Raw genomic sequence first — 22,889 nt, forward strand, 5'->3', positions numbered from 1 at the left:
CGGCTGATGAATCAACTATTTTAACTGCGGAGGTGTATGCACAGTATGAAGAGCAAGCTGGAGCAGCCCAAAATCCCGTCAGACCTGCCAGATATCTCCGGCCGGATGCATGCGCTGATGACCAAAGATGAATTCAGTCACGGATGCATTGAAGATATCACCATACATAGCCAGGAAGCGGCCCGGGTTTCATTTGAAAAAATAGTGTTCAGGAATGTGACCATTGCAGAGTCGTCATTGCCTGATGCTGAACTGACGGACGTTATTTTTGAGAAGTGCGATCTGTCGAATGTCGATTTCGCCGGGATTTTCCTGCACAGGACAGAGTTCAGAAACTGCAAATTGATGGGCACGGACTTTACAAAGAGCAGGCTGCAGCATGTTTCCTTTCTTAGCTGCCTGAGTGATTACGCCTTGTTCCGGTTCGCGAATTTCAAGCAGGTTGATTTTGAGGATTGCTCTTTGGTCAGCGCCGACTATTATCAGTCTTCTCTGAACAAAACCGGCTTCATCCGCTGCAAAATCGATCAGGCAATCCTGTCGGGGGTCAAGCTCAAGGGGATCGATCTGAGCGACTGCGATTTCGATGAATTGATGGTGGAAATCGATGACTTGAGGGGCTGCATCATTTCGGCGGGGCAGGCTTCGACATTCGCGGGCCTTCTGGGCCTGGTCATTAAATAGCCAATGATGATGGGGGCAGAAAATGTATCAATATACGGATCAACACTACGAAGCAGTGGATTTCAGCGATCGCGATCTGCGGGACGGCGAGCTGCTGCGCTGCATATTTGAACGCTGCACATTCACGAATGCTTCCATGGAGGAAATGACGAGCACCGGCTGCCGGTTTATTGAATGCAATTTTCACGGTGCGATGCTGAATGCTTCGATCCATACGGAATCGGCTTTTTTGAATTGCAATTTTGTCGATGCCAATTTGTTTGTTTCCAAATTCAACAATTGCAAAATGACGGGCTCGGACTTTTCAAAGGCTCAAATGGATGGCATTACGCTGCTCCGGGGCGATTGGTCTTATACGAATCTGAGATATACGAAGCTGAATAAACAGGATCTGCGGGAAATCCGCTTTCTTGAGGCTGATCTCTTCGGCGCCAATCTGGAGAAGGCGGATTTGCGGAACAGCGACCTGACCCGGGCGAATTTGGCGCAAACGAAGCTGAACGGGACCGATTTGCGCGGCGCCATCATGGATGGGGTCAACTGGAAGTCGCTGGATGTGAAGGGGGCCAGGATGGACACCGCGCAGGCCGTTGGTTTCTTGCGCTCGTTTGGCGCCAAGGTTGATTGAGGCTTCTCAGATAGCTTTGCGTAAAATGCATGCGGATCAAAAAAGCAGCGGGCTCCTCAATCAGGAGCCGGCTGCTTTTTTGAACTAGAATTCCCCAACACACGCTGCGAGGGAAGAAACTTACTCTGCCGCCGAGGAAGGCAAAGTGAGCTTCTTCCTGTTTGGCGGCGTGAAACTTTTTGTTATCTCCAGCTTATTTGCTTTCCTGACCTGGAGCCGTCTTGTCCCCGCTCCCGCTGACAGCAGGCAGAGAAGAGACGAACTCATCGGACATGCTGATGAGCCTGTGGGCCTTGTCGTATTCGCTCTTGGCATCCAGCGGCTTGGCGACCTTGCCGCCTTCCAGCGGGTAAGTGATGCCGTCCGCGTAACCGGAGCCCGGGACAAATGCGCCTTTGGCTGTAATGAAGGAGCCTGAGGGTAGGTAATAACGCTCTGGAAGCACATTTGCGGTCTGGTTCAGTATATCCCGGCCAAAAATCACCTGATCCTTAAGCGGGACGCCGATCAGATTCGCCACTGTAGGATAGATATCCGACTGTCCTCCGACCTGCTGGAAGACCTGCGGCTGTTCATTGGGCACGGAGATGACGAGCGGAATGTTCATCATATCCGGAAGACTGTAGTCGCGGCTGTAGATTTCCTTCATCAGCTTTTTTTCCTTATTGTTGAGGGAATAGATCGGCAGCCCCTGGTGGTCGCCGTAGAGCACGATAACGCTGTTGTCCCAGACGCCGTTCTTCTTCAGCTCGTCAATAAATTGACCGAGTGCGTAGTCTGCATAATTTTGCGACTGGATATAATCGCCGACGAGAGTTCCCTTGTAACGCTTCGGCAGCTCCATCTTGAATTTGGCGGCCGGGATGCGGAATGGATGGTGACCGGACATCGAGATGATTTGGGCGTAAAAGGGCTTGCCGCTCTCCTGGAAGCGAGCCAGCTCTTCGGCAGTTTTGGCATAAAGCACTTCGTCGGAGGCGCCGAACGAGACCAGATCGCTTTTGCCGAAAAACTTGTCGTCATAATACTTGCCCCAGCCAAGCGCCTTGTACAGCTGATCCCGGTTCCAGAATATGACGCTGTTTGTATGGAACGTAGCCGTTTGATAGCCGTTTGCTCCAAGCAGCTTGGGCATGCTTGGCAGCGCCCGGTCCGCATAGATCTCAGAGGCTGCGCCGTTCGGCGGAACATAGAGAGAGGTGTTGACCACAAATTCGGCATCGGCCGTATTGCCCTGACCGACCTGCTGGAAAAAATGCGGGAAATAAAAATGGTCGTGGACGAGAGCGTTCATGTTGGGCGTAATTTCCTTTCCGTCTATCTTCAGATCGACCAGAAAGTTCTGGAAAGCCTCCAGCTGAACGATAATCACATTTTTCCCTTTGGCGGAATTCCAGTATGCCGGCTGCTCCGGCTCCGCGGCGCCCTTCACCTGCGCAACCATAGCGGGGGTCACCGACTGTGGTTCGATCTTCAGGTCCTTGGAGGGGGCAAAGGCCGCATAGGCTTCATAGTTGATGATCCCCATGCTCTGAGCCTGCTGGAACTCATTCATGCCGCCATGGTAAGGAAGGACGGACAATACGCATGCGGCAAGCGCGAGCACCTGGCCGGCTGCAAACCAGCTGCGGCTCTCCCGTACGGACAATCCCCGTCCCCAGACGCGAAAACGCCGGTTGGTCAGCATCAGGATGAACAGGACTATAATATCCGTGAAGATAAACAGATAATAAGGGTCCATCAGGGAGATGACGCTGCTGTTGACCTCCGATACCTGATTTACCTGGCGAAGCTCGTGGTAGGTGACAATGACGCCAAAATATTTGTAATACATGATCACCGCAAAATAAACGATGGTCAGGACGAGATCGACAGCCAAATAGGTACCCAGCTTCTTCCGGTAAGCGAAGCTCTCGATCAGGCAAAATATAAACCAGATCGACGGAATGCCGGTCAGCAGCGTCATGCCGAAGCTGCCGCCGGTTTCTTTGAATACGACGCTCCAGACAAGCAGCATTTTCAAAATCATCAGGATGGAAAAGAAAATAAAGGGCTTTTGCAGAAGGACGCCCCATCGAAAACGATTAACCAAAACCAATCCTCTCCTCTTTGGCAAAGCTTATTATAGGCGTTAAAAAGTACGATAAACATAAGGATCGGATGGCGCCGCTATATCGTTCCAGGACAAGGTCCTGAGCACCGGAACGGTCTGCTTGAAAGGCTGGTACAGCTCCGATGTCAGCGTGCCGGATACATGAACCCATTCATCGTCCTTCAAAACGGTTCCCTTCGGAAACTCGACAAGCATGCCGAAGACGCCGGAATCCGCAACACAATGGATGAAGCCGAAGCGGAACACGAAATAATGGTTGTCGTCCACCTGCTCGTCTTTATACACGAACCCGTCAAAACCGATCGATTTTCCCGAAAAGCTTATCGGATAATTATAGATTGCCTCCAAACCGGTCAAAAAATTTTGATCGGTCAGGATAATTTTACGTTGATTGGCGAAATTGGACAACTCCGCCTGCGAAACCTTCTCGTAGCCCGCTTTACCATAGAACACACTCGTATCCGGCTTTAGAAACTGATGATAACCCGGATTTTCCGCCGAAACATTGAGACTCGGGAATGAGAAGCCTTTGGCCTTTACGAAGCTTGAATCAAGTGTCTGAACCGGAAGCAAAAGACCGGTCAAAATCGGGAAGATCAGCACGATATAGCCGAGCGTACGCTTCAGCCTGGAGGATTCGCCGTGAGAATGGCCGTGATCGTCATGATGTGAATGGGAATGTCCTTCATGGCTGGTATGGCTGTTCTCATGGGCTTTCGCGCGTTTTTCCGCCCGCTCCTGCCGGTTTAACCGCAAGAACTCGAAGATAAACAAGACCGCGAGCAGAACGATCGCGCTGACCGACAGGTAGGCATATTTCATATTGATATATTTGTTCAGGCTCCCATTCAGGTGAAGCTGCAGAAACATCAGGGCGAAGCCTGCCAAAACATACAGCCGCGTCATCCGAACAACCTCCCGACCAAGAGGGAGGTCAGCAGCGTGCTGACCGTCACAAGACCGATCAGCGCTGCGACGAATCTCCCATTAAATACGCCCAGCAGCATCATCGTATTTTTAATATCGATCATAGGTCCGAAGACGAGGAACGCCGAAATAGATCCGATCGAGAATGTACTGCGGAACGAGGATGCGATGAAGGCATCCGCCTCGGAGCACAACGACATGACGAACGCGAGCACAATCATGACAAGAATCGATGTAACCGGATTGCTGCCAAGATGAATAAGAGACGAGGTCGGAATAAAAGTCTGCATGGAGGCCGCGATAAAAGCGCCCAGCACGAGGAACTTGCCGACCGAGAAGAATTCCTCGACCGCATGCTGCATCACGTCGAGCAGCTTCAGATGCAGCGGCGGCCGGGCGGGGGCTGCAGCAGGCTGCTCGATCGCGGCAGCCACGAGTGAGCTTGCCGGAACGCCGCCGCGGAACGGCAGCTCGCGAAACAGGAACGAAATGGCGATCGAAACCGTGAAAGCGACCACAATCGCTGCACCTGCGCGAATCGCGGCCATCCGCCAGTCGTTGCCGAATGCGATATAGGTGGCGAACAGCACAATGGGGTTAATAATCGGCCCGGTCAGCATAAAAGCGATGCCGGCATTAAGCGGCACGCCCTTGCCCAGGAGGCGCCTTGTAATCGGCACGATTCCACATTCGCAGGCCGGGAAAAAAATCCCGATGCCGCAGCCAAGCAGCGTGGAGAAGAAACGGTTCCGCGGCATGATGCGGGCGATCCATTTTTCCGTCAGAAAGCTCTGAATAAGTCCGGAGACGATGACTCCCACCAGCACGAACGGTATGGCTTCCATAATCATGCTGAGGAATATGGTGTTCAGCTGCAGAAATGTTTTCACAAGTACCTCCCGCCAGGCTTCGTTTCTTACAATATTTGTTGAGTCTGCAAAAGCTCGTCTCTTTATCTCAATATAATAGTAAAAATAACTGTTAGTAATTTAAACATAGGGATAAAAGAATTGCAAGAAATGAGAGTAAAAGCAGGCAAAGCGTCAGCTAAAGCAAATAAAGGCCATCTGAAAATTTTTTTTTAATTCCCGGTTGACTTTATTGGGCTTCGGATTTAATATTACTTAAGTTATCTAAAGTTTTCATTGTTTAAATATTACATGACCTAAGTAAATTGACGGGGGGTTCAAAACTTATAGAAACCAATATGAATGCGCACGCTGAACGATTCAGGGGTGTGCTTCAAACACTCAGAAGGAAAATGGCGCATGAATTTGCAAACAACTACAAATCGGAAATGACCATACCCCAATCTATAATTTTATTTATAATCCGGGATAACGGACCGCTTAAAGTAACCGCATTGGCTGAACAGATGGGCGTCAAGCCGAGCGCGATCTCCGTGATGATCGACAGACTGGTGCTTCTGGATTTTGTCGTTCGTCTTCCTGACCATAACGACCGCCGCGTTGTTTTGCTGCAGATCACAGATGCCGGCCGGGCTGCGAGCAAGCGGCTTGAAGAGCAGAATAATGAACTGATCGGGCAATATTTCAGCAAGCTGAGTGTGGATGAGATAGAGAATATGCTTGTTACGCTTGAGAAGATCATCAAGGACTAGTTTGACAAGGTTAAAAGGAGGAGCAAGAATGGAAACAACTGGCGCTGTAAAGAGCGAAACTCCCACGGATACAGTCCGAAAGGGGAAAGGATTATTGATTCTCGGTTTGATGATTGCCATGCTGTTTGCGGCATTGGATCAGACCATTGTCGGTACTGCGATGCCGCGGATTGTTGGGGATCTTGGTGGACTTGGTCTCATGGCATGGCTGACGACAGCTTATATGCTGACCTCCACTGTCGTCGTTCCGATAGCAGGCAAACTGGCGGATTTGATCGGAAGACGGGTCGTCTATGTGACTGGCCTTGTCATTTTTATCGGCGCATCTGCTTTGTGCGGAACCGCGCAGGATATGACCTGGCTCATTATTTTCCGCGCGATGCAGGGAATCGGCGGCGGTATTATTATGCCGATGGCCATGATCATTATCGGAGACATCTTCACCGGTAAGGAACGCGCCAAGTGGATGGGAGCTTTCGGAGCCGTATTCGGATTATCGTCCGTCATTGGACCTCAGGTCGGGGGCTGGATCGTCGATTCGCTGAACTGGCGCTGGGTGTTCTATATCAATCTTCCCGTAGGACTTCTTGCCGTCGTTCTGATCGCTCTGGCACTTCCCAAGCACAAAACAGAAGGCAAGGTTGTTTTTGATATACCGGGCATGCTTACCATGATTGTCGGGGTTGTCAGCCTGCTGCTGGCCTTGACATTCGGCGGCGTGGATTACGCTTGGGGTTCGTGGCAGATCATTGGATTGTTCGCACTGGCTGCTGTGGCTATCGCCGCATTCCTTATGATTGAAGCAAAAGCCCAGGAACCGATTCTTCCGCTCAAGCTGTTCAAAAACCGGGTATTCAGCACAATCAACGCGATTGGTTTTCTGATGTCCGTGGGCATGTTCGGCGCGATCATGTTCGTTCCATTGTTTATGCAGGGTATTGTGGGAATCAGCGCTTCCGCATCCGGCACGGTCATGACGCCGCTCATGATTACGATGATTATTACCAGCATTATCGCAGGGCAAATTGTATACAAGATCGGGATCAAAGTACAGATGATCCTTGGTATGATTATTATGGCGGTAGGATTCATGCTGCTTACAACCATGGACATTGATACAACCAAGCTCAGCGCATCGGGCATTATGATGGTGATGGGCTTCGGCATGGGATTCGTAATGCCGCTTCTGACGCTGGCATTGCAGGAAAGCTTCCCTAAATCGGAGCTGGGCGTCGTAACCTCCTCCAGCCAATTTTTCCGCTCCATCGGGGGTACGTTTGGTATGACGGTGCTTGGCGCTGTGATGAACAGCCAGTCCGGCAAGCTTCTGACGAAGGATCTGCAGCCGGTGCTCACCGGCATGGATGACCAGACGGGTACTGCCGCCAAGATGATTGACGGCATTCACAGCGATCCGCAAAGCGTCTATTCCATGCTGCTCAGTCCGGATATTCTCAAAGCGCTGCCGGCGTCTTTTGTCGAGAAGGTATCGCCTATATTAAAGCACACGCTGATCAGTTCGCTGCAGCATGTGTTTTGGGTCGGTCTTGCTTTTATCGTATTGGGCGTTGTGATGAGTCTGATGATCGGCAAGATCAAGCTGTCGCAGCCGGATAAGAAATCCCGCAAAGAAAGAAAAGAAGCGGCACCCATGATGCACTAAAGGAAAATGTCTGGAAAAGCAACCCTTCCCAGTTATGGGAGGGTTGTTTTTTTGTGTTTACGTCCGTCATCCGCACATATTTTGCCCTTCGCACACAAACAATGAGTGTAACTCGAAGGGAAAGCAGGCGGTTCTAAAATGATGAACAACCGGATAAAACGGATGGCGCTGATCCTGTTGCTGCTGATCAGCGTACAGATGAGTTACCATACGGCTGCCGATGGGCTTGAAGGGGCAATAATCCAAGACGCTGGAAGCCCTGAGGACAGACAGGTTGCCATCGTCATTGACGACTTTGGCAATGGATCGGATGGAACGAAGGAAATGTTGAATTTGCCTGTTCATTTCACCGTCGCTGTCATGCCTTTCATGCACATGACCAGACATGACGCGGAAATGGCGCATAAACGCGGCCATGATGTGCTGGTGCATATGCCGATGGAACCGAACAGCGGCAAACGGGAATGGCTTGGTCCCGGAGCCATTACCTCGGCCTTAAGCGACAAGGAGGTGCGCCATCGGACGGAAGCGGCCATCAGGGATGTTCCGTATGCCATCGGCATGAACAATCATATGGGATCGAAGGTAACAGCGGACGAGCATATCATGCGCATCGTCCTGACAGTAGTGAAGGAACACGGGATGTTCTTCCTGGACAGCCGCACCACCTACAAGACCGTAATTCCCAAGATCGCTGCGGAGCTGGGTGTGCCGCTGCTCTCGAATGATGTTTTTCTCGATGATGTATATACGGAAAGTCATATCGCCAAACAGCTGGGCATCCTGCACAAGCATATGGATTCTCATGCGACAGGCGTTGCTATCGGGCATGTCGGTGTTCCGGGCAAGAAAACAGCCGCAGTACTCAAGGTTACCATCCCGAGGCTGCAGCAAAGCATGAACTTCGTCCGGCTTTCCGAGATGCTCACCCCCTCATCGGAGAAGGACATAATTCCGCACCCCTGATGCGATCGCGTCGGCAATTTCCTGCTGCCGGCCGGGATCTGTCAGCATCCGGCGGTCTCCGGCGTGGCTGATAAAGCCCATTTCGACAATGACGGCCGGTTGTTTGACAACATTGAGCAGATAGAAGGGTTTGCCGATCACGGGCAATCTGTTGGTGTTCTGCTGGCGGTTCAGGGCATCTTGGATGCAGAAGGCGAGCAGTGCGCTTTCCCCTTGGTCCTGATGGAGAACGAGAGGACCATAGCGTTTTGGATTCTTGGTCCAGTTGACATGCAGGCTCACCATAAGCCGGCTGTGAATCTCGCCGGACAATTGGCTGCGCTGGGACAAATCGCGCTTATGCCGGGAGCGGCTCGAATGCCAGCGGTTGTCATCGCTTAAGGCGTAATCGCCATCCCGGTTAAGGACGGTACGGATACCATAGCCCCGCAGCAGCGAATAGAGCTTCTTCGCTACAGCAAGGTTGATATCCTTCTCGAGCAAGTCTTCATAATGGGCGCCGCCGTCTATGCCTCCGTGGCCTACATCAATAATGACGTCAGTAGTCGGCAGTGCTCTGTGGTATTCCGGAACAGCGGCGGTCTTTTGCTCTTCAGGTACTGGCTCAGCACCCGCGGAAACTTCTTGTTGAAAACCGAGGCAGCAGAAGCTGGCCAGGCAGATCGCAGTTGTCCGGAACAGCCATTTTTTGAAATAATGCTTCTTTGTCAGATAACGCGGTCGTTGGAGCATCTTAGTCATTCCTCCACTATCAGGTTCACTCTCCTTAGACTGGCACAGATGAAGGAAACTCATTCATGTTTGAGCGAAACAATTGAAGGGGAGACTAAAGGTAATGAATGAACATGCGGTGAAGGCGTAAACGCAGGAATGAATATATACGTAGAAGAAAGGAGGCGAAGAAGATGGCAGATAGCGATGAGTGGGTCAAATATGTGACCGAGCAGTTTGTTCAATACGTGGAAACATCCAAGGATGAACGCAAACAGTCACGCCAAACAGCCAAAGCTTCACGCGAGCCTTGGCTGACGAAATGGTTTGGAATCGCGCCTCTCGGCGTCGCGCTCTGGTGGCGCAGCCGAAGCGGAAGATAAAAATCAAGCTTCAAATCGCCATTATTGATAGAAAAGACCATTGCCAACCAGCATTTCCAGCGGGACATAACGCGTGCCCTGCTGATCGAAAGCTACGTATACGTTTTGGTCATTCCATGTGTGGTACCCGACGGCAGGCCAGACATGGAGAACAGTCTGATCGAACAGCTCGGCTGTGTATCGTAATTTCGCCTGATCATCCAGAAGCTTGAGCAATGAGCCTGGCTGTTCAATCATGAGCGGAGATTTTGTCAGCCACGGCATGGTTTCATAGGGATCGAATGAGCTGTTTAAACGGGACCCGGACAGGCCTGTAAGTGTGCTTGCCTCCACGTCCGCAGCAAGGCCCAGCGGCTTGACTGACAGCTGCTTCTGCCACATGGCATCATTGACCGGAAGCGCCCCGCCGGTCCAGGCATCCAGATAATAGGCTTGTCCATCAGGGGCATCCCATTTCCAAACAGCCAGCAATGGATGGACGTATATACGTTCCAGCCGGAGCGGCTTTTTTGTTGCTTCGGCATAAGATTCAATAAGTCCTTGCCGTACCAATGAAAGGTACAGCGTATTGGGATCAAAAATTGGGTGGCGCCCGACACCGTATTCACCGAGGGCATATCCGCCCTGCTCAGTGGCATTGACGATCATGTAGCCGATGGGCTGGCGGTCCAGGATGATCGTGACAAGATAGCCATGTGTGCCCGGACCAAGCGGAACAATGGCGGATTCAGCGTTTTTCCAGGTATGAAATTGCTGCTGCTCAGACAAAATATCCATCCATGCTCGTACCTGCGTCTGCAGCTGTGATGGATTCTCAAGAGATAAAGAAGCATTCGCTTCCGCTGCGGCCGCTGCTGATACATGACTGCTGACCATAAGCAAAATAATGGCGGCGAATAACGGAGTTCGTTTGTGCATGAGCTATCACCTGCTTCTTTCATAGGTTTGGGTCATAACGTCATTGTAAACAAGCCTGTCTGAAAAGGGTGTTGGAACCTGTCGCGCCGAAGCGGACAAGCTCCGTTCTATTTTTGCCGTATTGCTGCGAAGAAACCAAGGATCCTCCGGTTTCCTGTCGTTTCAGGTGTCAGCCGATTCCTTCCAGATAGAAGATTCCGCAGTTTATGGCGGATACACTCACCCGCGGCTCGTACTGCCAGCGGATTTCATCCTGCCTCCGCTGAAACTGCTCGGTAATGAGCGTACGCTGCTCCTCGTCAATGGAAGCAAGCAGAGGCTCATAATAGTGATGGAGAGTGACAAGCTCTTCATCGAGCCTTGCCGCGGCTGCAGCCGCCCAGGCGTAATCGTAGGTCTTCAGCTTCCGCTCCAGCGTTTGTTCCGCGATGGTCGCCGCTTTGTTAAGCGTTAATGCGTTTTTGGCGGTGTGTATATTGGGCGGCAGCTTGGGTGTCATCCGATGCTGCGTAATCCGGTCGTAAAAGCGTTCCACGCATTGTCCGGTTGCCAGTGAAACGCCAAAGGAGTGAATTTCCTCCCGTTTCATATCGCAGGCGAATTCCACTTTCAAATTCACTCCAAGCCACGCGGTATAAGCCGTAGATTGGAGAGGGTGGGCGCTGCGCTTCTCGGGCTCCTGGAACAGACAGACGTAGCTGCCGTTATGCCGGGCGGAATCGAACAGCTGCTTCAGCTTGTGAGAGCCGTAATGCAAATCCTCGCGCGGCACTCTCGCCGCCGTATTCAAGGTGCCGTGAAGGAAGCCGCGCGTGCGGCTGAGCGCCGCTTCCGCCGCCTGATCCGCTTCGGATGGAGCGGCAGCTTTCTCGGTGCGGATTTTCTCCTGCGCGGCAGCCTCGTCATATTTCTGCTTGTCGGTAACAAGCAGCAGCGACATTGTTTCGGGCTCAGCGCCGGTTCGGTCGATGAACCCCCAATAATAGGTCCGGTTCATGAGCTCCCGGTCCGCTTTGGGCGAAAGCTTGACCAGGTAATGAGCAGGCGATTTCTCCATTACATGACAATTTGTTGCCTCCAGATAACGCTGGACAAATTTATGGACCTGACGCTCGTTCAAGGTCTCACCTCCTGGCCTACTGCATCCAGCATGGCATCAATGGCTTCAAGCCCTTGGGACGATTCGGATTCTACTTCGCTGCGGATCCGGTTCAGGGAATTGCCCAGATCGTCGATCTGTTTGCGCAGCTCCGCGGAGTTCCCGGACTCCAGCATGACGCGCGCCAGCTTCTGTTCGAGCGTTTCTTTCTTGTCGAAACGTTCCAGAATATGATCCAGCTCGCCGATTACCAGCTCGAAGAGATTGATTTTCTCATGCAGCAGGGACACAATATGCTCCTCGATCGTTCCCAGCGTACACAAGTTGAAAATGTTCACGTCGCTGGTTTGACCCAGCCTGTGGACCCGGCCGATCCGCTGCTCAACCCGCATCGGATTCCAGGGCAGATCAAAGTTGATCATGTTATGGCAGAATTGGAGATTGATCCCTTCGCCCCCGGCCTCGGTTGCAATCAGCACCTGGGCGCGGCCGCGGAATAAATCCATCATCCAATCTTTCTTACCCCGATTCATGCCTCCGCGATACGGTACGGCGGTAATATTTTGCGAACGGAAATACTGCAGCAGGTATTCCTGCGTTGCGCGGTACTCCGTGAAGACAATGACCTTGTCATCCATGGCGCGTACGAGCTCCAACGTTTTCTCCGCCTTGGTGTTGGCCTGGATGCCGCGGATGACTTCTACCAGCTCCCAAATCTTGGCGCGTTTAGGCGAATCCTCCGGCGTCTTCTTGAACATATTCACCAAGGTGAGGAAGACGGCATCGCGGCTGCTGCACACCTCGCGCTGGAGCGTGACCAGCGAAAGCATGCTGCTCAGATCGCCATCGCTTTCCTCATAGCGTTCTTTTACGAATCTCGTCACGGCATCATAAAGCGCCTGCTCTTCATTAGAGAGCGAAAGCGGGATATTTTTGACGATCCGTCTCGTAAAGTTGATTCCGCCGTCGCCGCGGCGATTGCGGATCATAACCGTGGACAGCGTTTCCTGCAATTGGCCCTCATTCTTGGGAATGCGCTTATCCACGACAAAATTGCTGGCGAATTCGCTTTGACCGCCAAGCTGTCCGGGCTTGAGCAGCGTAATCAGGTTATACAGCTCGTCCAGGTTGTTTTGTACGGGCGTTGCGGTCAGAAGCAGGCAATACTTTTTGCGGAGCAGATTGACGAACTGGTAGTTGGTTGTCTTTTTGTTCTTGAGCTTATGGGCTTCGTCTATAATGAGCAGATCGTAATCCTGGCTCAGCAGCATATCCCGGTGCGGATCTCTTTTCGCCGTATCGATGGAGGCCACGACAATGTCATGCTGCCAGGTATGCTCTTTCTTCTGGGCGATTGCGGCGATACCGAATTTCTGATTCAGCTCGCGCACCCACTGGAGAACGAGTGAAGCGGGAACCAGAATAAGCGCGCGGCGGACGAGCCCCCGAACAAGATACTCCTTGAGGATGAGACCGGCTTCGATCGTCTTGCCAAGCCCCACCTCATCAGCGAGAATGGCACGGCCGCTCATCTCGTGCAGCACCTTGCGGGCGGTGCTGATCTGATGCGGCATCGGCTCAAGCGCGGGCAGGCTGCGTAGGCACTGGAGATCGTCGAAGCTGCTGATCAGCTTGGTCTGCTCGGCTTCGACAGCCAGCTGATACATGGTCCAGTCGTCCCATGGACCATTGCGGTCGACTTTGTCCTGAAGCTGATCGAACCAGCTGCGGTCAAAATAAAGCGGAGCATTCGGATGCAGTTTGCGGCCTGCAGGACCAGGACCGGAAGTGGACTCCGACTGCTGCGGATGGTTTGTAGAGTGGGCCATGAAGGACTCCTTTCCGGGGAAGGAATTGGATTGATTGTCCTTAGTATGACCTTCAAGCCGGCAATTCATAAGAGGGTCGGAGAAATAATGACAGAAGGTGCGTCCGGCGCAAGGGGCGCACCGTCAATCCTATGGATGCGGAGCCGGATGATGTCTCGTAAGTCAGCTTAATCAGCGGACGTTATTACTCTTGCAAACCGACTCTGAACGATCTATGATTTAGATGATATTGAGCGAGAGGAAGGAGAATAACCATGAAGAAGCTTCATTACAAGCAGCCGGCTCATTCCTGGGTGGAGGCGCTTCCAATAGGAAATGGCCGGCTCGGGGGAATGATCTTCAGCGGGGTGGAACAAGAACGGATTCAGCTGAATGAGGATACGTTATGGTCCGGAAGCCCGAGAGAATTCAATAATCCTCACGCGCTGGAAGTGCTGCCGGAGGTCAGACGTTTGCTCGCCGAAGAGAATTTCATGGACGCTTACAAACTGTCCAGAGAAATGCTGGGCCCGTATACGCAATCATACCTTCCGCTTGGCGATTTGCATCTTCAATTCTATCATGGCGATATTGCAGGTTCATATGAACGCAGCCTCGATATAGAGAGAGCGCTTTCTTGTTTGACCTATCAGATTGGAGAGGTGACCTATACCAGGGAGACCTTCGCCTCCTACCCGGATCAGGCGATCATTATGCGTTTGCAGGCCGACCGTCCCGGTATGATCAGCTTCAGCGCCCGTCTGACAAGCCAGCTGCGCTCCCGTACGAGTCAGGAGGATCAGCAGCATGTTCTGCACGGGACAGCTCCCGAGAATGTGGATCCCAGCTATTATCCAACCGACCGGCCAATCGTGTATGGGGATAGCGCGTCGAACAGAGCGATGAGCTTCACAGGACGTCTGGGCGCAGTAAATACAGGGGGCACACTCCATACCGATGCCGACGGGCTGCATGTGTCGGATGCGGACTCCGTTACGCTATTCTTTGGCGCCGCAACAAGCTTTCAGGGCTTTGACAGGATCCCTTCGGTCGAGGGGAGAAATCCGGCAGTAATCACGAAAGAGCAATTAAGCGCTGCTATGATCAAATCATATGAAGAGCTTCTTAAGTCCCATGTTGATGATTACCGCAGACTTTTTGATCGTGTAGACATTCATTTGGGAAATTCTTCAGCTGCCGCAAGTGTGCCGACCGACCGGCGAATTGAAGAATTCGGAGCCGCTGATCCGGCGCTGGTTGAGCTGTTGTTTCATTACGGGCGTTATTTGATGATTGCCAGCTCCCGTCAGGACAGCCAGCCTGCCAACCTGCAGGGGATATGGAATCAGGAGGTGAGGCCGCCCTGGAGCAGCAATTATACGATCAACATCAATACGCAAATGAATTATTGGCCGGTGGAGAGCTGCAATTTGTCGGAATGCCATGAACCATTATTGCAGATCATTGAGAATTTATCGGTTAATGGTGCCTCAACCGCCAAGGTCAATTATGGGGTCAGGGGATGGACGGCTCATCATAATACGGATATTTGGTGCCTGACATCGCCGGCTGGGGATTACGGCCATGGCGATCCATTGTGGGCGTTGTGGCCGATGGGCGCCGCGTGGCTGTGCCAGCATCTATGGGAGCATTACAGCTTTACGCAGGACGATTCTTTCTTGCGCGACCGCGCGTTTCCGGTGCTGAAAGAAGCAGCCCATTTTTACCTGGATTGGTTGATTGAAGATGAACAGGGCAATCTGGTTACAGCCCCGTCAACCTCGCCTGAGCATAAGTTTGTAGCGCCTGACGGTTCGCTTGCTGGGGTCAGCCGGGCGTCGACCATGGATATGGCGCTCATTTGGGAGCTGTTCACCAATTGTATCGAGGCTTCTCTGAGGCTGGATGCCGATGAAACCTTCCGCGAGGAATTGACCAAAGCGCGCGAGCGGCTGCTGCCTCTGCAGATCGGACAATACGGCCAGCTTCAGGAGTGGAGTCTGGACTTTGAGGATGAAGACGTGAATCATCGCCATGTGTCCCATCTTTACGGTGTTTTTCCTGGCCGTCAGCTCACTGGAGAAGATACGCCGGAGTGGTTCGCCGCAGCGGAGCGTTCGCTTGAGCGGCGGGGGGATGACGGAACCGGCTGGAGTCTGGCGTGGAAGGTGAATTTGTGGGCGCGGTTCATGGACGGCAATCGGGCGTTTGCCCTGATTTCCAATTTGCTTCGTCTGGTCGAAGATAAAAAGCATACGAATTATCACCATGGCGGGGTGTATGCGAATTTGTTCGACGCCCATCCACCATTTCAGATCGACGGCAATTTCGGCGTTACCGCCGGCATTGCGGAGCTGCTGCTGCAATCCCAGAAGGGATTTATTCACCTGCTGCCGGCTCTTCCGGATGTTTGGGAAAGCGGCTGGGTAAGAGGGCTCAAGGCAAGGGGAGACTTCGAAGTGGATCTCGCTTGGGATAGCGGCCGCTTGAAGGAGGCTGCCATAACTTCCGGACAAGGAGGGCGTTGTCTGGTGCATGCAGACTCGTCCGTTATTGTGTCGGAGAATGGCAGAGAAATCGCTGCGGAGCTTATGCCGGGCAGCTTGATTTCATTTGATACCGAACCAGGTAAAACGTACACGCTTACGGCCGTCGAAAGCTCTGTTGTTTCCTGATGGTTGCGTAGCGGCTGGGATGAAAGCAGGCCTTCTCTCAAAAGGGAAGGCCTGCTTTACGTAAACCGGGCTGTAATGGAATCCTTCCATGGAGGACGAAATCTGTATTCAAAGGACAAATTATAAAAATGAACTTAATAAAGGTTTTTTTTACAATTAAAACCTTTATAATGGATATTAATCCAAGAGGAACCAGCTATCGACGCCCTTTGGCGGCAAAGCGCGTTATTCCGACAAAAAAACTTATAGAAATTTATAGCGCTGAACATATAAAAATTCTATACGTTTATAACTCAACTTTCGCAGCCGCGAAAATTGAGTTTATCAATACACGATTCAGGGGAGGTGTTTCATTATGACTTATTCATTTTTGATGATGCCGCCAACCGTTCGATGGATAATCGTTATACTGGGTGTGCTGCTTTTTTCGCTTCTGTTTTATTTGGATCATAAGGAAAAGAAGAGGAGGAAGATGAAGGAAGTAACTGGAAAATCAAATAAGGATGTGGATTGATAAAGCCGAATGCTCTGTTAAATGTAATGCAATGCGATGCAATGAACCACTCTCCTTGTAAGGAAGGTGGTTCAGATGCAGGGCGGCAGCATATTGCCGCATGAATCAATAACGGGCGTAATGCCGATCCCCGAAATAGATGTCCCCTTGATTGATATTTTGCAGCCGCATTGGATCCCCCACTTTTGCTTCACGTCTTCATGGTCTAATCTCTGCAGTTCTTTTATAATAGGGTCATGAAAGAAATAAAGTTCGTTCATGCAGCAAGTCACATACATAGCAACTGGAGGAAGCCGCATGGTCCCGAAAACCAGTATTCATAGGAAACTAGAGCTTGCGAGGCAGGAACTGCTCGATCTCGGACTTCGCAATCCTCTCCTTAATTACCGGACACTCAAAGCCAGAGGACTCGATATTGTGCAGGAGAAACCGGAGGATTTATACCGCCTTATGGTTGAAGAGAAGCGTAAGTTGACTTTTCTGGCTGCTTCCGAGGTAAAGCCTGCTAATGTGGAGTCAGACGAAATTACAGCTGATGCATTAGCCATGGAGTTCGTGGAAACGGAGCATTTAGGCCAGCAGGATCAGCAGTATACGGCAGCGTTGGATTTGCAACAGAGGGAAGGATATACGTCGGGTACCAGGCTTCAAACCAATTATTCCGATAAGCAGCTTGAGACCCGTTTGCTTGGTACCTATCATGCGGCCAGAACGCATATTGAGGAGCAGGGGGTCAATGTTCTTTATCTAGCGCTTGGCATGCTGCATTGGCATGAGACGGAGATAAGCGCAGAAGAACGCAAAGCGCCTCTTGTTCTGATTCCGGTTCAGCTTGCGCGTGTAAGCGCCCGCGAACGGTTTACGATTGCCTACACAGACGATGAGCTGGGGCATAATCTGTCTCTTGCGGCCAAGCTGAAGACCGACTTCGCCATTGAATTGCCCGAGCTGCCAGAGGAAGAAGGGCTGGATGTTCAGGCTTATTTTTCCGCAGTAAAGCAGGCTGTTTCCGGTCAGCAGCGCTGGAAGGTAGACATTGAGGCGATATCCGTCGGTTTCTTCTCCTTCGGTAAATTTCTGATGTACCGGGACCTTGATGCGGCTAACTGGCCTGAAAATTCTTCGCCTGAGGGGCATCCCATTATCAGTGCACTGCTTGAGGATGGATTCAGGGAGCAGCCATCCCTGATCGGCGATGATGAACCTATCGATCGTTATTTCAAGCTGATGGAAGCCCATCATATTATGGATGCCGACAGTTCCCAGATCATGGCTATTCTTGATGCCAATCAAGGGCGTAATATGGTTATTCAAGGACCGCCCGGCACCGGTAAGTCACAGACGATTACCAATCTTATCGCCGAAGCGATTGGAGCAGGCAAGAAGGTTCTGTTCGTATCCGAGAAAATGGCTGCACTTGAGGTCGTCAAGCGGAGGCTGGATGCCGCCGGCCTTGGCGTCGCGTGTCTAGAGCTCCATAGCCATAAGACCAATAAGAAAACGCTGCTGAGTGAGCTGGCCGCCACATTGGATCTGGGCAAGCCCAACTATCAGGAAGATGGGAACCTTACACTTCTGGAGGATTTGCGTACCCGGCTGAATGACTACAGCAATGCGATCAATACTCCCGTTGGACAGTCCAGAGTCACGCCTTACCAGGCTCTGGGCAGATTAGCTGAGTATCAATTGGCGAACAAGGATATCACGCTGCCCAAAGTCCTTATGCCTAATATGGAAACCTGGACGGCAGAGCAGTTTACCAAAAGGCAAGCTTTGGTAGAGGAGCTGCAAAAACTCATGGAGTCAATGGGCCTGCCTGCCCTTCATCCGTTCTGGGGAAGCGGGATCAAAGTTGTGCTGCCTTTCGAGATTGAAACTCTCCGGCAACAGGTGCTCGCCGCGGATGAAAACCTTCAAGCTCTGCTTGACAGCTGTCGGGAATATACGCTAAAGCTTGGCAATCCGCCTGTGAAGGACGCAGCGGAGTTGTCCGTATATATTCAACTGCTGGACAGAACTGTCCAAGCACCTGATCTGAAGGGAGTGCTGGCAGATTCGGATAAGTGGGTCAGGGAAGCGGGGACGCTGGATAAGCTTGGGGAGGCAGGGCTTGCCTATTCACGAATCCATGAGCAGTATGATGCCCATCTGCTGCCGGAAGCCTGGGAGCACGATTGGATTGAAGAAAGGCAGGCTCTTGTAACTTATCAGGGCAAGTGGTGGAGATTTCTTTCTGGAACCTACCGTAAAGCCAGAAACAAAGTTCTTGGACTATGCAGGAATCTGAAGGATACCGGTTCGCTGCTGCCTCTTTTGGATGCCGTTATCGATGCGCGGCACCACGAGGTATTTATAGGGGCACACGAAACACTTGTGAGGGATCTGTTTCGAGAGGACTGGAAGGGAGCCTTCTCCAACTGGGAAAAGATAGCTGCCACCAGTAAATGGATGACTGCTCTTCATCAGGAAATTATTGCAGGCAGCCTGCCCCATTGGATGCTGGAGCTTCTGCGGAGTTCACAGAGCCCCGACGGTTTGGCTCTTGAGCGTCTGCGGGTTGCGTCTGCCGGTTTGAGCCGCAGCCTGACTGAGGTGAGACGTCAGATTGATTCGCTGGAGGAAGCGTTGGAATTCAATATGTCCAAGAGGATGGAAGACAGTTCCAAGCTGATTCAGCTGGATTTCTTTATGCTCGCCGAGCTATTGAATCTCTGGAAAGACCGTACCTCGAGTCTTCAGCAGCTGGCTTCCTATAATAATCTGGCCCAACTGTGCAGGGTGGAGGAACTGGACCCTTTCCTGCGGCTCATGGAGCAGTACACGGGGGAAGACCCTCCCCATTTAGTAGATTGCTTCCGTTGGAACTGGTATCAGGCGCTGGCCTCCCGCGCGTTTCTTGAACGCGATGTGCTCCCGCAGTTCGAAGGCAACCGGCATGAGCATGCCATAGTCAAGTTCCGGGAACTGGACCGGAAGCTGGTTGAGCTTAACCGTTTCAAGCTGGCGGATGAGCATTGGAGCAAGCTTCCCAGGCACGAAGCGGGAGGACAGCTGGGGGTTTTGCGCAGGGAGTTTGAGAAGAAAACCAGGCATCTGCCGATTCGTCAATTGATGGTCAAAGCCGGCCATGCGATTCAGGCGATCAAGCCCGTGTTCATGATGGGACCGCTCTCGATTGCCGCCTATATACAGCCGGGCAGCCTGGAATTTGACCTAGCTATTTTCGATGAGGCTAGTCAAGTCAAGCCGGTTGATGCCTTCGGCGCCATTATCCGAGCGAAGCAGGTCATTGTGGTCGGGGACAGCAAGCAGATGCCACCGTCAAACTTCTTTGACTCGCTTGCCAAGGAGGAGGAAGGCGATGAGGACTCTTTCATTGCCGATATCGAGAGTATTTTGGGACTTTTCGTCGGCCAGAACGCCCCGCAGCGCATGCTCAAATGGCATTACAGAAGCCGGCATGAATCGCTTATTACCGTGTCTAATCATGAATTTTACGATAATAAGCTGGTGGTGTTTCCGAGTCCTGATGCCAGTAAAAGCCATTCCGGTCTGATTTATAACTATTTGAGCGATACGCATTATGATCGCGGGCGGACGCGCACCAATAGGATGGAGGCCAAAGCTATCGCCGCAGCCGTGCTGCAGCATGCCCGCTTTCATCCAGAGCTGACGCTGGGGGTGGCTGCGTTCAGCATGGCTCAGATGCAGGCGGTTCTCGACGAGATTGAAATCATGAGGCGTTCAAACCCGATCTGCGAATCTTTCTTCAGCGCACATCCCCATGAGCCTTTCTTCGTCAAGAATCTGGAGAATGTGCAAGGAGATGAACGGGATGTGATCCTCATCAGCATAGGCTACGGAAGAACCTCCGAGGGTTATCTTGCGATGGATTTCGGTGCACTTAACCGCGAGGGTGGGGAGAGAAGGCTGAATGTTCTTATTACCCGTGCGAGACTACGATGTGAAGTATTCACGAATCTCAAATCTGACGATATCGACCTGAACCGTACGGGTGCGCGCGGCGTCAAGGCGCTCAAGACCTTCCTGAAATATGCGGAGCTAGGCATCCTTGACGTGCCAATGGAGACAGGGGCCGCGATGGATTCGCCGTTCGAAGAGGCGGTTTGCCGATCTTTGATAGAACACGGCCATGAGGTGAAGACGCAGATCGGCTCAGCAGGCTTCTTCATTGATTTGGCTATCGTTGATCCGCTTGTTCCGGGACGATTCCTGCTTGGTATCGAATGCGATGGCGCAGCCTATCACAGCGCCCGTTCCGCGCGGGACCGGGACCGTCTCAGGCAGGAGATCCTGGAGGGACTTGGCTGGACCATCCACCGGATCTGGAGCACGGATTGGTTCCGGCATCCGGATCGCGAACTGAAGCGGGTCATTCAAGCCATCGAACAGGCGAAATTCGCCGCAGCCGCCCCGGATACGGAGAAGACAGCCAGGGAGACACAAGGGAATTACGAAATCAGTCGTGATGAGGCAAAGGAGCAAGCGTCAGTGAGCGGGCTTGCAAAGTATAAAGCGGCTGAGCTTTCTATTGAACTTGCGGGACAGGAGTTTCATATGGTTCCTGTAGCGACAGTAGCTTCCTGGATCGCTCAGGTGGTTGCTGTTGAAAGTCCGGTTCATATCCAGGAGACCATGAAACGCATCAGTGAAGCATTAGGCATCAAGCGGGTCGGCAGCCGCATGCAGGATATCTTTGAGAAGTCGTGTTTTATAGCGGCCAATGTTGACCGCAGAGGAGATTTCCTATGGCTTCGGGATATGGATACCCCCGTTATCCGCAGCCGCAGTGAAATGAAGACAGGCAAGAAGCCGGAATGGCTCTGCGATGAGGAAATAACGGAGGCCGTGATGAAAGTGGCTCGGGACAGCTTCGGCATTGAACAAGATAAGGCGATTCCCCAAGCTTATCAACTGCTCGGTTTCTCGCGGGCGACCGAGGAAATGAAGGCACGCTGCCATGAGATTATCGAAGCTTTATTGGGCAAAGGGGAGCTGGCATTGAAGGGCAGTATCCTGGTTACGGATTAGATGACCACTGTTTGTAATGAAAGGTAAAGGGATCCGCTGTTGTTATGTGGGTTCCTTTTTTGACATGATTGCACGAAGCATTCCATCCCCATAGGCGCCGGAGGGAGGAATTTACCGCCTGCAAGGTACCCTTACCATCAAGCCGCCCCGTCCTACAGAATACGGGCCAGATTCCGGTAAGCCTTCGGGGGTATTCCTTCGCTGCTGCGGAATAAGCGGCTGAAATAATGAATATCCGGATAGCCAACCTGCGCTCCAATCTCTCCTACCGACAAATTCGTCTCCCGCAGCAGCCTTCTTGCCTCCCTGTGCCTGAGCATCTGCACATATTCCCCCGGCGGCATGCCTGCGACCTTCTTGAAGACCTTGATCATATGATCCTGATTCATAGCAAGCTGCTCGGCCAGAACCGGATTGGACCATGAAGCAGCCGGGTCGGCCTCCATGGCCGTCATCACTTCCAGAATCCGGTCGCCCTGAAGCGGCAGGTTGACGGGATTGTAAGTTCTCTGCGAGCGCAGCAGCAGCCCCAATACCTGCAGCATCAGCGCTTTGCAGAGCAAGTGATAAGCGGGCGGGCGCATCGTAAATTCATGCACGATCTGCTCCATCAGCTGGACGCATAATGGGGTAGGCGTGTAGACGAGCTTCTCCGAAAGCGGCTCGAAGCCCTCGGCCAGCGCTTCCACTCCGAACTTGATCTCCTGGACGGCCGCTTCGTTCACGACCATATCCACCTCGCTCACAATATCCAGCTCATCCTGAAAATCAAAATGAATGCCCATAAACTGCGCATAGGAAGAAAGCACCTCGTTGCGGTGGTAAACACCCGCCGGGATAAAGATTAATTGTCCGGGCGCAATATCGTGGCGCTCGCCGCCGATCCAGGTGGCAGCTTGTCCCTGGCGGACATAAAGCAGCTCAAAGTCATAGATCCGCCTGCCATCGAGCGGACCCTCCGGCATTTTTTGAAATTTGGCATAATGCACGCTGGGTGACCAGTCGCGAAAGGGAACCTGCTTGCGAAGAGGATATAGGAAACCGGAATTGTCCAAAAATTGATCTCCTTTCGCTAAATATTTCAGGCTGTTCTATTGTTAAAATAGCTTTAGCTATTACTTATTTAA

Annotated in this window: 17 protein-coding genes; 9 read left to right on the forward strand and 8 right to left on the reverse strand. The window is 52.0% G+C overall.

From position 1 onward, the window contains the following. The first annotated feature begins 45 nt into the window (after positions 1–45). Complete coding sequence (locus tag ACFOLF_RS31185) at positions 46–684, forward strand: pentapeptide repeat-containing protein (RefSeq protein ID WP_210039546.1); 639 nt, start codon at positions 46–48, stop codon at positions 682–684. 22 nt (positions 685–706) lie between these two features. After that, positions 707–1,312 (forward strand): pentapeptide repeat-containing protein, encoded by a 606-nt coding sequence (locus ACFOLF_RS31190; protein ID WP_210039545.1) that lies wholly within the window; start codon positions 707–709, stop codon positions 1,310–1,312. 193 nt (positions 1,313–1,505) lie between these two features. On the opposite strand, the gene ACFOLF_RS31195 is transcribed toward ACFOLF_RS31190, so the two are convergent. From ACFOLF_RS31195 to ACFOLF_RS31205, 3 genes are read right to left on the reverse strand one after another with little or no spacing between them, the layout of a single operon-like run. Next, positions 1,506–3,404: an LTA synthase family protein gene (locus tag ACFOLF_RS31195; RefSeq protein ID WP_379113065.1), complete on the reverse strand. Its 1,899-nt coding sequence runs from the start codon at positions 3,402–3,404 to the stop codon at positions 1,506–1,508. Positions 3,405–3,443: 39 nt separating this feature from the next. Further along, positions 3,444–4,331 (reverse strand): TIGR03943 family putative permease subunit, encoded by an 888-nt coding sequence (locus ACFOLF_RS31200; protein ID WP_210039544.1) that lies wholly within the window; start codon positions 4,329–4,331, stop codon positions 3,444–3,446. After that, positions 4,328–5,242, reverse strand: a complete 915-nt coding sequence (locus ACFOLF_RS31205; RefSeq protein ID WP_210039543.1) for a permease — start codon at positions 5,240–5,242, stop codon at positions 4,328–4,330. The genes ACFOLF_RS31200 and ACFOLF_RS31205 overlap by 4 nt, the downstream gene beginning before the upstream one ends. Positions 5,243–5,613: 371 nt before the next feature. Between ACFOLF_RS31205 and ACFOLF_RS31210 the strand changes: the two genes are divergently transcribed. From ACFOLF_RS31210 to ACFOLF_RS31220, 3 genes are all read left to right on the forward strand, one after another. Beyond that, entirely contained in the window at positions 5,614–5,973 is a 360-nt protein-coding gene (locus ACFOLF_RS31210) for a MarR family winged helix-turn-helix transcriptional regulator (protein WP_210039542.1), read from the forward strand. A 28-nt stretch (positions 5,974–6,001) separates the two neighbouring features. Further along, a complete protein-coding gene (locus ACFOLF_RS31215) occupies positions 6,002–7,636 on the forward strand; it encodes an MDR family MFS transporter (RefSeq protein WP_210039541.1) in 1,635 nt (544 codons plus the stop codon). 138 nt (positions 7,637–7,774) lie between these two features. Further along, entirely contained in the window at positions 7,775–8,602 is an 828-nt protein-coding gene (locus tag ACFOLF_RS31220) for a divergent polysaccharide deacetylase family protein (protein ID WP_210039540.1), read from the forward strand. On the opposite strand, the gene ACFOLF_RS31225 is transcribed toward ACFOLF_RS31220, so the two are convergent. Beyond that, a complete protein-coding gene (locus tag ACFOLF_RS31225) occupies positions 8,570–9,334 on the reverse strand; it encodes an N-acetylmuramoyl-L-alanine amidase family protein (protein WP_210039539.1) in 765 nt (254 codons plus the stop codon). The genes ACFOLF_RS31220 and ACFOLF_RS31225 overlap by 33 nt on opposite strands. Positions 9,335–9,507: 173 nt before the next feature. Between ACFOLF_RS31225 and ACFOLF_RS31230 the strand changes: the two genes are divergently transcribed. Then, positions 9,508–9,696 (forward strand): YqzE family protein, encoded by a 189-nt coding sequence (locus tag ACFOLF_RS31230; protein WP_210039538.1) that lies wholly within the window; start codon positions 9,508–9,510, stop codon positions 9,694–9,696. Between the two features lie 21 nt (positions 9,697–9,717). On the opposite strand, the gene ACFOLF_RS31235 is transcribed toward ACFOLF_RS31230, so the two are convergent. From ACFOLF_RS31235 to ACFOLF_RS31245, 3 genes are all read right to left on the reverse strand, one after another. Continuing rightward, positions 9,718–10,614 (reverse strand): hypothetical protein, encoded by an 897-nt coding sequence (locus ACFOLF_RS31235; RefSeq protein ID WP_210039537.1) that lies wholly within the window; start codon positions 10,612–10,614, stop codon positions 9,718–9,720. A 169-nt stretch (positions 10,615–10,783) separates the two neighbouring features. After that, positions 10,784–11,734 (reverse strand): YqhG family protein, encoded by a 951-nt coding sequence (locus ACFOLF_RS31240; RefSeq protein ID WP_210039536.1) that lies wholly within the window; start codon positions 11,732–11,734, stop codon positions 10,784–10,786. Continuing rightward, the gene (locus ACFOLF_RS31245; RefSeq protein ID WP_210039535.1) at positions 11,731–13,542 is read right to left on the reverse strand and encodes a DEAD/DEAH box helicase; all 1,812 of its coding nucleotides are present in this window, start codon (positions 13,540–13,542) and stop codon (positions 11,731–11,733) included. The genes ACFOLF_RS31240 and ACFOLF_RS31245 overlap by 4 nt, the downstream gene beginning before the upstream one ends. 254 nt (positions 13,543–13,796) lie before the next feature. Here ACFOLF_RS31245 and ACFOLF_RS31250 point away from each other — a divergent pair, with 254 nt between their 5' ends. The 3 genes from ACFOLF_RS31250 to ACFOLF_RS31260 all read left to right on the forward strand — a co-directional run bounded on the left by ACFOLF_RS31250 (position 13,797) and on the right by ACFOLF_RS31260 (position 21,762). Continuing rightward, complete coding sequence (locus ACFOLF_RS31250) at positions 13,797–16,196, forward strand: glycoside hydrolase family 95 protein (protein WP_210039534.1); 2,400 nt, start codon at positions 13,797–13,799, stop codon at positions 16,194–16,196. Positions 16,197–16,551: 355 nt separating this feature from the next. Continuing rightward, complete coding sequence (locus ACFOLF_RS31255; protein ID WP_210039533.1) at positions 16,552–16,710, forward strand: hypothetical protein; 159 nt, start codon at positions 16,552–16,554, stop codon at positions 16,708–16,710. Between the two features lie 297 nt (positions 16,711–17,007). Further along, the gene (locus tag ACFOLF_RS31260) at positions 17,008–21,762 is read left to right on the forward strand and encodes a DUF3320 domain-containing protein (protein ID WP_210039532.1); all 4,755 of its coding nucleotides are present in this window, start codon (positions 17,008–17,010) and stop codon (positions 21,760–21,762) included. Positions 21,763–21,914: 152 nt separating this feature from the next. On the opposite strand, the gene ACFOLF_RS31265 is transcribed toward ACFOLF_RS31260, so the two are convergent. After that, positions 21,915–22,817, reverse strand: coding sequence for an AraC family transcriptional regulator (locus ACFOLF_RS31265; protein ID WP_379113068.1), 903 nt, complete (start codon positions 22,815–22,817; stop codon positions 21,915–21,917). Positions 22,818–22,889 lie beyond the last annotated feature (72 nt).

This window comes from Paenibacillus sepulcri (assembly GCF_042647105.1).
Lineage (GTDB): Bacteria > Bacillota > Bacilli > Paenibacillales > Paenibacillaceae > Paenibacillus_Z > Paenibacillus_Z sepulcri.